Consider the following 11,240-nt stretch of genomic DNA (forward strand, 5'->3'; position numbering starts at 1 on the left):
GGCCGCGACGGCGGCGCCGGCCAGCCGGTCGCGGTCATGGTACGGGCGGCCGGCCGCGACGGCCCGGGCGAAGGCGCGGGACGCGCAGCAGGCCAGCAGTTCCTCCTCCGCGTCCGCCTCCGCCGCCGCGTTGAACCGGTCCAGTCCGGCGAGGGTGTCGGGCATGCCAGCAGTACACACATGTCCGTCGTGCCCGGTCCATCCGTAAGAACTCTCAACTGTCCAACCGGTTGTCCAGAACTTTTCGTGTCATGCTCCAAGCCGCTCCCGCCACGCCGCGCGCCCGGCGGGAAAGGTCCGCGGGGGCCAATAAACTGGGTGCCATCATGACCCCACGCTCTCTCATCGGCGGGCACGTGCTCGTGACCGGCGGCCTGGCCACGGGCGGCCTCAGATACATGGCCGAGATCGGCGCCGAGATGATCCAGGTGTTCGTCACCAACCCGCGCGCCTGGGCGCTGACCGAGGGCAGGCCCGAGGAGGACGCCAAGCTGGCCGAGTCGGGCGTCGACACCTTCGTCCACGTGCCCTACCTCGCCAACTTCGGCTCCCCCAACCCCGAGACGCTGGCGGGCTCCGTCGCGCTGGTCCGCCACACGATCCGGCGCGGGGTCGCGATCGGGGCCAAGGGCGTGGTGGTGCACACCGGCTCGGCGGTGACGCAGCCGCGCGACGCCGCGATGCGCCAGATGCGTGAGCACCTGATGCCGCTGCTCGATGAGATCCCCGACGGCGGGCCCGACGTGCTCCTGGAGCCCATGGCGGGCCAGGGGGCGATGCTGTGCGCCACGATCCAGGACCTGGAGCCCTATCTGGCGACGCTCGACTGGCATCCGCGGGCCGGCGTCTGCCTCGACACCTGCCACGCCTTCGCCGCCGGTCATGACATCTCGACCGAGGACGGGGTGCGGGAGACCTTCGACGCCCTCCACAAGATCGCCCCGGGGCGGCTGAAGCTGATCCACGCCAACGACTCCAAGGACATCTGCGGCTCCAGGAAGGACCGCCACGAGAACATCGGGGCCGGTCAGATCGGCAGCCTCCCGTTCGCGCACATGATGCGCCATGCCGCGATGGCGGGCGTGCCCGTCTGCATCGAGACGCCGGGCAAGGCCGACAAGCACCGGATCGACATCGCTCTGCTCAAACAGCTTCGCGACGGGCCGCTCCCAGCCTGACGGTCGTGTCGGGGCGCCCGCTCGCGCGATCCGGCGCCCCCGTACGGCCGGCTCGCGGCCTGTGTCCGCAACCGGAGCGGGCGCCCCTTCACGTACCCGGCAGGCGGGCCCCTACCCCCGGTCAAGGGCCCGACAGCCGTGCGGTGACCTGCGGTCACCGGTGCCCGGCGCATCAGCCTTGCAGTGAGCCCCCCGGCTCGTCCCCCCGATGCGCCGGGGTGGCTTGTCCGATGCGCAAACACTACGATCGCGATCTTGCACGTGACACCCGGTTCCCGGACAGCGCGGTGAACGGTCTGTAGTCATCGCCATGCGGAGCGTGTCGGGCGGACGAGCGGTAGTTGCGCGTCGACGAACGGTCGCCGAAGGGGCTCGCAAGCCCCCAACGCACCCGCGACAGGCCAGGTCCCGGCACACCCCCGACGCGTGGGAGCGAGCGCCCTCACGCACCCCCGCGGAGGGATCGGCCCCACGAACCGAACGCGGAGACGGCACACCCCAGGACCCAAAGCGGGAACGGCACGCCCTCACAACCGAAGGCGGGGACGGCACGCCCCCAGAACCGAAGGCGGGGACGGCACGCCCAGAGGCGGCGCAGGGGCAGAAACCGGCACGGGAAGCACCACAGAGGGCCGCATGGAGGCGCGGGGGGCGCACGGTGGCGCAGGGCCGCACGCTAGCGGGGCCCACGGCGGCGGGGGCGCGCGGAGGCGGGGAGGCCGCGCAGGGGACGTCGACCGTGCTGGGGCGGCTGGACGCGGGCGGTTACGAGAGGGCGGCTCTGTGCTGGTGGACCAGTTGCTCGCGCACCTGGCGGGTGTGGCGGCGGCTTACCTTCAGGATCTCGGTGCCGACCGTCAGCGTCACCCGGCCGCCCTCGAACCTGAGCTCGCTGACGTGCCGGCTCGACACCAGCGTGCTGCGGTGCACCCGGATGAAGCCCGCCTCGGCCCAGCGCCGTTCGAGGGCGGCCAGCGACATGCGCACGAGGTAGCTGCCGTCGACCGTGTGCAGCCGCACGTAGTCGCCCTTGGCCTCGGCGAACCAGACCGACTGCTGCGGCACGAACCGCGTGCGCCCGCCCAGCTCCACCGGGATCACGTCCTCCTGGCCGCTCTCCGCGGCCGGGGAGGCGGCGGCCTGCAGCCTGCGGACCGCCTCCGCCAGCCGTTCGGCCCGGACCGGCTTGAGCAGGTAGTCGACCGCCTCCAGCTCGAACGCCTGCACCGCGCACTCCTCGTGCGCGGTCACGAACACCAGCTTGGGCGGGCTGGGGAAGCCGCCGACGAGCCGGGCGAGGTCGAGCCCGCTGAGGCCGGGCATCTCGATGTCCATGAACACCCCGTCGAGCCGCTCGCCGGTGCCGATCATCTGCACCATGTCCTGCAGCGCGGTGACCCCGTCGCAGGCGGTGGTCACGTGCTCGACCCGGGAGTCCTGGCGCAGCAGGTATGCCAGCTCCTGCAGTGCGGGCAGTTCGTCGTCGACGGCCAGGAGACGCAGCATGCCATCTACGCTGACGCAAGAAGGCCAAGGTCACAAGTGATACGCAAACCCTGAGTAAAGATTTGGCTACAATGCGCTAAATTGCGTCCTGGGAATGCCCGCCAACCCCTAAGGAGGCCCCTCGCCGGGCTGTTCCTGGTAGGAGTAGCGCTGCTCGCGCCACGGGTCGGCCACGTTGTGGTAGCCGCGTTCCTCCCAGAAGCCCCTGCGGTCCTCCAGAAGATACTCCACGGCGCGCACCCATTTGACGCTCTTCCACGCGTACAGGTGGGGCACGACGACCCGCAGCGGGAAGCCGCGTTCGGGGCTGAGCGGCTTGTCCTCCAGCTCCATGGCGAACAGGGTGCCTGGGGCCGTGAGGTCGGACATCCGGAGGTTGGCGCTGTAGCCATACTCGGCCCAGATCATCACGTGCCGCACCCCGGGGTCGGGCGGCGCGGCCTGGATGATGGTGGCGGGGCTCACGCCGCGCCACTCGTTGCCCATGATCGAGAACTTGGTGACGCAGTGGAAGTCCGCGAGCACGCTCGTCCGGGGCAGGCCCTCGAACTCGGGCCAGGTGAAGCGGTGCTCCTCGCCCGAGGCCGTCGCCCCGAAGACGCGGAAGTCCCAGCTCGCGGGCCTGAACTGGGGAACCCTGCCGTAGTGGATCACGGGCCTGCCGCGCGGGATGTACTGGCCTGGGGGCAGGCGCGACGGCTCCACGGTCACTCCCCTCGCACAATCTCGCGGTCGTGAGCCATCCTGCCACCGGCCCGGAGGTGATTCACGATCGGGTTCGTGCGCTAGTATGGCGGCCTATGCGCACCGCGTTCCTGTTTTGGTATGGCGACGGACCCGAGTCCGTTCGCCATCTGACGCTGCGCTAGCAGACAGGCGAACGAAGGCCCCGGGTCCGATGAGGACCCGGGGCCTTCTGTGTTTCCGGCATGAGAGGAACAGAGATGGTCATCGTGATGGGCCCGGAGGCCACCCGCGCGGACGTCGAGTCGATCGTCGCGGTCGTCCAGGCGGCCGGGGTCGAGGCGTTCGTGAGCAGGGGCGTGCAGCGCACGATCGTCGGGCTGGTGGGCGACGTCACCCAGCTGGACGCCGCGGGCCTGCGCGCCATGGGCGGGGTGCGCGAGGTCATGCGCGTCTCCACCCCGTACAAGCTGGTGAGCCGGGAGAACCATCCCCAGCGCTCCACCGTGCACGTGGGCGGGGTGCCGATCGGTCCCGACACCGTGACGTTGATCGCGGGACCGTGCGCCGTGGAGACGCCGCAACAGACGCTGGACGCGGCGCTGATGGCCAGGGCGGCGGGCGCGACGCTGCTGCGGGGCGGCGCCTACAAGCCGCGCACCTCGCCGTACGCGTTCCAGGGATTGGGCGAGAAGGGGCTGCGCATCCTCGCCGAGGTGCGCGAGGAGACCGGGCTGCCGGTGGTGACCGAGGTGGTCGACGCGCACGACGTCGCGCTGGTGGCCTCGTACGCCGACATGTTGCAGGTGGGCACGCGCAACGCGCAGAACTTCGCGCTGCTGCAGGCGGTCGGGGCCGCCGGCAGGCCGGTCATGCTCAAGCGCGGCATGAACGCCACGATCGAGGAGTGGCTGATGGCCGCCGAGTACATCGCCCAGCGCGGCAACCTCGACATCGTGCTCTGCGAGCGCGGCATCCGGACGTTCGAGACCGCGACCCGCAACACGCTCGACGTCTCCGCCGTGCCGGTGGCGCAGCGGCTGTCGCACCTGCCGGTGATCGTGGACCCGTCGCACTCTGGGGGCCGCCGTGACCTGGTGCTCCCGCTGACCCGGGCGGCCATCGGGGTGGGCGCGGACGGAGTGATCATCGACGTGCACCCCCAGCCCGAGCAGGCCCTGTGCGACGGGCCGCAGGCACTCGTGGACGGCGACCTGGAGGAGCTGGCCCGGGTGATGCGCGACTTCCCGCCGCTGCTCGGCAAGACGGCCGCCGCGGCGCTCCCGGCCGCCTGACCCGCCAGGGCCCTGGATACCGGCGATCCGGCGCGGGTCCCCTCTTGACCTCCCGCACCCGCGCCACGACCTTCGGCAGGGTCTACAGCGTGTACTCCTGGATGGAGCCGGCGAGCTGGACGGCGAGCTCCTCGGCGTCGAGGCGCTTCTCGATCTGCTTCAGGTCCTCGATCTTGGCACGCGTCTCGGCACGCTTGGGGGCCAGGAGGGTGCAGCAGTCCTCGTCCGGCAGCTCGGAGATCTCCAGTGTGCCGATGCGCCGCGCCTCGGCCATGATCTCGGTCTTGTCCCAGCCCACCAGCGGCCGCAGGATGGGCAGCTCCACCGCGTGGTCCTGGGCCGTGATGTTGGCCAGGGTCTGGGACGAGACCTGGCCGAGCGCGTCGCCGGTGACCAGCGCCCCCGCGCGGATGCGGTGGGCGACCTCCTCGGCGGTCTTGAGCATGAGCCGCCGCTGGGCGATCACGGCGAGCCGGTCCTGGCCGGACGTGCGGATCGACTGCTGGGCCTTGCCGAACGGCACCACCCAGAGCCGTGACCCGCCCTGGAACCGGTCGAGCTTCCTGACCAGCGCGTACGCCTTGTAGATCGACTCGGACGTGGTGAACGGGATGCCGGAGAAGTGCAGGAAGTCGACGTGGAGGCCGCGCCGCATCATGCGGTAGGCCGCCACGGGTGAGTCGATGCCACCCGACATGAGCACCAGCGCCCGGCCGCTGCTGCCGACGGGGAGCCCGCCCTGGCCGGGCAGGCCGCCGGTGAAGATGAACACCTCGTCGCGGTCGACCTCGATGAACAGGGTCAGTTCGGGCTTGCTCAGGTTCACCGGCAGGCCGTACTCGTCGTTGATGGCTCCGCCGACCAGCCGGTCGAGCTCGTTGGAGCGCAGCGGGAACCGCTTGTCGCGGCGGCGGGAGCGGACCGCGAACGGCGCGCCGCGCTTGACCTCGTCGCGGTCGCGCAGCAGCTCCAGCCCGGCCTTGAGCACGGTGTCGGGGTCCTTGGCGACCCGCCAGGCGGGGTGGATCCACACCAGGCCCGGCACGTCGGCGACCCGCTCGGCCACGGCGCCGGCCTGCTCGGCGGTGGCCCCGGCGGGCAGGAAGATCGCGATGACGCCGTGCCGCCTGCGCACGTCGAGCTTGAGGTCGAGCTCCTTGAGCGCGGCGCGGATATTGCCGATCAGGCGGCGTTCGAAGAGCTCACGGTTCTTGCCCTTGAGGACGATCTCGCCCAGCTTGAGCAGAACACAGGGCTCGCCCAGGGCGGACATCGTCATGGTGGGACCTCCGGAGAAGACGAGTTTGCGAGCGCTGAAGGCAACGCCGCGACCCATCGAGTTTAGTCCGAGCCGTGCTGTCGCCAGAGCGCGTCCGAGCCGATCTCATGTTCTCGACACACGACTTGACAGATAGTCGAGATATCCATGCGAAAGGGGCGAGGCCGATGGAACAATCCCGAGACCCCTAATGCAAGGAAATCTGAATACATGTCCTCCGCTGTTACCCACTTCAGCCACGGCCTCGTCACGCCGGGCCTCGCCTACGTGATGTCGTGCATGGGGTCGATGCTCGGACTGCGGCTGACCGCCCAGGCCCACGCCTCACGAGGCGGCGCGCGGGTGCGATGGCTGCTCGGCGCCGCCATCTCGATCGGCGGCACCGGCATCTGGGTCATGCACTTCATCGCCATGATGGGCTTCCAGGTCGACGGCACCCCGATCCGCTACGACGTGCCGCTCACCGTCGCCTCCGCCCTGGTCGCCATCGTGGTGGTCGGCACCGGCCTGTTTCTCGTCTCGTACGGCCGGGGCCACGCGCTCGCGCTGCTCGGCGGCGGGCTGCTGACCGGGCTCGGCGTCGCCGGCATGCACTACCTGGGCATGTACGCGATGAACATGTCGGCCCACGTCGACTACGACCGCGCCATCGTGGCCGCCTCCGTGGCCATCGCCGTGGTCGCCGCGACCGTGGCGCTCTGGTTCACACTGCGCGTCAAGCGCCCCATCTGGATCACCGGCGCGGCGCTGCTCATGGGCGTGGCCGTGTCAGGCATGCACTACACGGGGATGTTCGCGATGAAGGTCACGGTCCACCCCGAGCCGGGTGTCGTGGAAGGCGCCGACGCGCTCGACTTCCTCGTGCCCCTCATGACGGTGATCAGCCTGATCACGCTGACCATGCTGCTGATGGTCATCCTGTCGCCGACGGAGGACGAACTTCACGAGGACGCCGAGATGGCGGCCCGCCTCGAACGGCGCAGGAGCGGCACCCGGCGGGCGTTCACCGGGCGACCGATCACCACCGCACCCCCGGCCCGGTCCGCCTTCGCCCCGCCTGCCGGGCAGTCGTCGTACGGCCCGCCCGCCCAGCCGCGCTCCGGGGCGCTCTTCGCCCCGCCGCTCCCCGGCGAGCCCCACCGGGCGCCGTCGCGACGCTTCCAGTCCACCCAGCAGCAGCCCCACGACACCGCGCCCGCCCCCGCGCGACAGGACCGCTGGGGCAGGTCACGGATGCGCGGAAGGTAGTCGCGCTCCGGCACCCCGGAGCCGGGCCCGCGGCCTGTCGAGCCGGGCCCGCGGCGTGTCGAGCCGGACCCGCAGGCGGGAGGCGGACCCGCAGGCGGGAAGGCGGCCCGTGGGACGCCGAAAGGGCGCGCCGGAAGTGGATCTCTTCCGGCACGCCCCGCGGCCGAGCCGCTTCCTGGGTACGGCCCGCGACGCGTGGTGGGCCGCCAACTCGCCGCGGCGCAAGCCGTACCCGGAAAGGAGGGGTGTGCAGTGGTGAACCCCACCACCGAGAAGGTACGGCGCGCCGCTTGCAAGCCACTTACAGCCGGCCGTAGGAGATCTTGACCGGAATGTGAGGAACGCTCAGCCGAAGAACACCTCGGCCTCGGCGTACCTCGACGCGGGCACGGTCTTGAGCTCGGCCGTGGCCTCGTCGAGGCTGATGCGCACGATCTCGGTCCCGCGCAGCGCGACCATCTTCCCGAAGTCGCCCTCGTGGATCGCGTCGATCGCCTGCAGGCCGAACCTGGTGGCCAGCACCCGGTCGTACGCGGTGGGGGTGCCGCCCCGCTGGATGTGGCCCAGCACGGTGGTGCGGGCCTCCTTGCCGGTGCGCTTCTCGATCTCCTTGGCGAGCACCTCTCCGATGCCGCCGAGCCGCACGTGGCCGAACGCGTCGAGCTCGCCCGCCTGGAGCGCCATCTGGCCCTCGATGGGGTGCGCGCCCTCGGCGACCACGATGATCGGCGAGTAGCGGGTGCGGAAGCGCGACTCGACGTACTCGCAGACGCGGTCGATGTCGAACGGCTTCTCCGGGATGAGGATCACGTTGGCGCCGCCCGCCATGCCGGCGTGCAGCGCGATCCAGCCGGCGTGCCGGCCCATGACCTCGCAGATGAGCGCCCGGTGGTGGGACTCGGCGGTGGTGTGGAGCCGGTCGATCGCCTCCACGGCGATGTTGACGGCCGTGTCGAAGCCGAAGGTGTAGTCGGTGCCCGACAGGTCGTTGTCGATCGTCTTGGGCACGCCGACGACGTGGACGTCACGGTCGTAGAGCTGCTTGGCGACGCCCAGGGTGTCCTCGCCGCCGATCGCGATCAGCGCCTCGACGCCCGTGGCGGCGAGGTTCTCCTTGATGCGGTCGACGCCTCCGTCGATCTTGATGGGGTTGGTGCGCGACGAGCCGAGGATCGTGCCACCGCGCGGCAGGATGCCCCGCACGGCCTGGATGTCGAGCGGCATCGTGTCGCCTTCGAGGGGGCCGCGCCAGCCGTCGCGGAAGCCGACGAACTCGTGGCCGTAGACGCTCACTCCCTTCCGCACGACAGCCCTGATCACGGCGTTGAGACCGGGGCAGTCGCCCCCTCCGGTCAGCACTCCTATACGCATGGCGGGTTCCTCCCGATGAGCTTCAGGACCAGGATCGCATTGTGCCCGCCCCTCGGGCGAGTGGTCTAGACCAAACAAGAGCGTACCGACCGGAACGGCCGCCCGTGACCGGGAGTGCCGCGGCCGGGCGATCAGCGGCCGGGTGATCAGCGGCCGTGAGCGACGCGGCTCGTACGGGCGGCTTCCGGCGCTCCCCGCTCAGGACAGGTCAGAGTGGTGTGCCCGACATGCCCGATTGCCGATAGCATCGGCGCGTCGTCGAGGCACGGGCCGACTGATCGCCGCAGCAGGACGGGCCGGCCGTGGACGGCGACCACATGATCGAGACCGCTCCTGACACCCCCGAACGGCGCGGACCGGGCCAAGGAGAGAACTTCCATGAACACGGCTTTACCCGCAGAGCACGTCGCGCCGCCCGTGACCGACGAGGCGCGCCCGCCGGCGGACCCGTCCGCCGCCGAGGCGGCCCGGCAGGATGACGGCGGCGGCGTCCTGGGCATCCTCGAGCGGATCGGCTCCGTCGTCGTGCCGATCGGTGTCGCCCTGTACGCGGTGCTGTACCTCGGCGTCGAGCAGATCTACTGGGTGTTCGGCATCAACCCGCAGCAGGCGGGCATCGACCAGTCGGTGCTGCTGGGACGCCTCATGGGCACGCTGATCATGCTCCTGCTGGTGCTCATCCCGGCCCTCGGCGTCGTCGTCGGCCTGGGCTGGCTGATCGACAAGGCCACCGCCGGCGCGGCCGGGCGGCTGCTGAGAGCGGTGCGAGCGAGGCCGTGGATCGTCGCCACCCTGGGCGCGGTGTGGTGCGGCGCGACGTACTGGGGGCTGTTCAACCTGGTGGCCGACCTGACCCTGGGCATCATGGTCGGCACCGCGATCGGGCTGGGCGTGCTGGCCTTCGTGGTGCCGTTCCGGCTGCTGCGCCGCAAGCCGGTCGGCCGCGCCGGGATGAAGGTGCTCATCGGCGCCATGACCGGGCTCGGACTCGGTTTCCTGCTGATCCTGGGCCTGATCGAGGGAGCCGTCCAGGTCCGGGACACCGGCCAGGCCAACCAGCTTCTCGGGTTCGTGGGCTTCCAGGACCAGTGGGCGGTCCTGCGGAACGCCGAGGACGACAAGCCCCTCTACGACGGGCGCTGGATGATGCTGCTCGGCGAGAGCGAAGGCACCTACGTCCTCTACGACTGCGACAAGCAGGAGACCTTCCGCCGCCCGATCGAGACCACCAACCTCGGCGACCTGCGGCTCGACCCGGAGCGCGAGCCCGGCTTCCGCTGCGGCACCATGGCCCAGGGAACAGCACAGTAGGAACAGCACGGCAGGGGACAGCGCGGTGACGCGCGGCTCTCCGTCGTCAACCTGTGGCTGACGACCCGGCCGGGCCGTGGGCGAATCTGGTCAGCAGGTTGCGGGTGGCGCGGCGGACGAACGCGGCGGCCGCGCCGCTCACGCCGTGGCCGCACCGCCGTCCCCTCATCCCGCACACCCACCGCGTCGTGCCCGAGGCGAACACGCCGGCGCCGCTCGGCGCGGTGTAGTAGGTGCTGGTGCCGGCGGTCGCCCGGCCGCCGCAGTCGACGGGCGACTCGGCCAGCACCCGGACGTTCGCCGGAGACCCCGCCGACACCCTGTCGGTCTCGACGCCGGCGAGCCCCGGGAAGCGCCTGCCCCGGGTCCCCTCGAAGATCCAGTGGCCGGGCCTGCGCACCACGTAGTCCGCCTCGGCCGGGTAGCAGTCGAACCCCTGCCCCACCAGCGCGCTCTCCGGCTCGGACGCGCGCCAGGGCCGGCACTGGCTCTCCTTGTCGCACACGATCATCCGGCCGTACAGCCCGATCCGCCAGAAGACGGCGTTGGCCCCGAGGAAGGCGAGGTTCACGCCCCGGTCGCGGGCCCCGGTGAGGGCGGCGCGCATGCCCGGCGACCAGTATTCGTCGTGTCCCAGCGACACGACGGCGCGGGCGCCGCGGAGCGTGCCGGGCAGCAGGTCCAGGCTCGTGAGGTACGCGAGCGGCACCCCGCTCCGCTCGGCCACGGCGATGGCGTCCCGCTCGAAGCTCAGGAAGTGCCGCGCGCCCGGCCCGTCGTAGGGCCGGTCGAAGGTGATCTTGCGCGAGCGGCCCGCGAACCCGCCCGGCCCCTGGTAGAGGCTGCGGCCACCCCACTGGTTGTACGCCTGCCAGGTGGTGACCGCGTTGACGATCACCACCCTGCCCTCGGTGGAGGCCGAGCGGACGGTGATCGGGACGTACCGCTGGGCGCCCGTGGAGGAGTCGAGCCGCACCAGGTAGGCGCCCTCGGGCCAGCCGGTGGTCCGCACCGTGATCGAGGGCTTCCAGTGGGCGGCGGTCACCATGCCCTCGATCGTCCGCGGGGGCGCCTGCCGCACCCCTCGGACCGGGGCGGACCGCCACACGGTGACCGGGCGCGCGCCCATGCGGAAGGCCCGCGCGGTGAACGTGGACGCGGTCGTGGAGACCAGCAGCCGGAACCGCTCGCCCGGCAGCACGCTGACGCGGTCGGCGTAGCCCTCGATCTCGTGCTCGGCGCCGAGCCGGGTGATCCGCCACGGCTCCCGCTCTCCGGCTGCCCCCTTCGCCGGGGATCGGGCAGGCGGCTCCACGGCCTCGGGCGCGAGCCCGGCCCGGGGTGCGAGCCCGGCCCGGGGTGCGAGCC

9 protein-coding genes are annotated in these 11,240 nt (G+C 71.4%); 4 read left to right on the plus strand and 5 right to left on the minus strand.

Features of this window, described 5'->3' with window-relative positions:
* The first annotated feature begins 326 nt into the window (after positions 1 to 326).
* A complete protein-coding gene (locus DQW85_RS13605; RefSeq protein WP_113700684.1) occupies positions 327 to 1,178 on the plus strand; it encodes a deoxyribonuclease IV in 852 nt (283 codons plus the stop codon).
* 765 nt (positions 1,179 to 1,943) lie between these two features.
* Here DQW85_RS13605 and DQW85_RS13610 read toward each other — a convergent pair.
* Both DQW85_RS13610 and DQW85_RS13615 read right to left on the minus strand, forming a co-directional pair.
* Positions 1,944 to 2,684 carry a LytR/AlgR family response regulator transcription factor gene (locus tag DQW85_RS13610; RefSeq protein ID WP_113700685.1) on the minus strand — a complete coding sequence of 247 codons (741 nt, stop codon included), beginning with the start codon at positions 2,682 to 2,684 and terminating at the stop codon, positions 1,944 to 1,946.
* Between the two features lie 108 nt (positions 2,685 to 2,792).
* Entirely contained in the window at positions 2,793 to 3,389 is a 597-nt protein-coding gene (locus DQW85_RS13615; RefSeq protein WP_113700690.1) for a molybdopterin-dependent oxidoreductase, read from the minus strand.
* 239 nt (positions 3,390 to 3,628) lie between these two features.
* On the opposite strand from DQW85_RS13615, the gene aroF reads away from it, so the two are divergent.
* Complete coding sequence (gene aroF, locus DQW85_RS13620; protein ID WP_113700686.1) at positions 3,629 to 4,663, plus strand: 3-deoxy-7-phosphoheptulonate synthase; 1,035 nt, start codon at positions 3,629 to 3,631, stop codon at positions 4,661 to 4,663.
* Positions 4,664 to 4,745: 82 nt separating this feature from the next.
* Here aroF and thiI read toward each other — a convergent pair whose 3' ends face one another.
* Positions 4,746 to 5,942, minus strand: a complete 1,197-nt coding sequence (gene thiI, locus DQW85_RS13625; RefSeq protein WP_113700687.1) for a tRNA uracil 4-sulfurtransferase ThiI — start codon at positions 5,940 to 5,942, stop codon at positions 4,746 to 4,748.
* Between the two features lie 210 nt (positions 5,943 to 6,152).
* On the opposite strand from thiI, the gene DQW85_RS13630 reads away from it, so the two are divergent.
* Entirely contained in the window at positions 6,153 to 7,190 is a 1,038-nt protein-coding gene (locus tag DQW85_RS13630; protein ID WP_240197153.1) for an MHYT domain-containing protein, read from the plus strand.
* A gap of 345 nt (positions 7,191 to 7,535) precedes the next feature.
* Here the strand turns inward: DQW85_RS13630 and DQW85_RS13635 are convergent, their stop codons facing one another.
* Positions 7,536 to 8,561, minus strand: a complete 1,026-nt coding sequence (locus DQW85_RS13635) for a 6-phosphofructokinase (protein ID WP_113700688.1) — start codon at positions 8,559 to 8,561, stop codon at positions 7,536 to 7,538.
* Between the two features lie 378 nt (positions 8,562 to 8,939).
* On the opposite strand from DQW85_RS13635, the gene DQW85_RS13640 reads away from it, so the two are divergent.
* Positions 8,940 to 9,872, plus strand: coding sequence for a V-type ATP synthase subunit I domain-containing protein (locus tag DQW85_RS13640; RefSeq protein WP_205315098.1), 933 nt, complete (start codon positions 8,940 to 8,942; stop codon positions 9,870 to 9,872).
* A gap of 46 nt (positions 9,873 to 9,918) precedes the next feature.
* Here DQW85_RS13640 and DQW85_RS13645 read toward each other — a convergent pair.
* Positions 9,919 to 11,240, minus strand: a 1,322-nt coding sequence (locus tag DQW85_RS13645; protein ID WP_162794962.1) for a N,N-dimethylformamidase beta subunit family domain-containing protein, incomplete at its 5' end; no start/stop codon positions are given.

Source organism: Nonomuraea lactucae (assembly GCF_003313395.1).
In the GTDB taxonomy this organism is placed as follows: Bacteria; Actinomycetota; Actinomycetes; order Streptosporangiales; family Streptosporangiaceae; genus Nonomuraea; species Nonomuraea lactucae.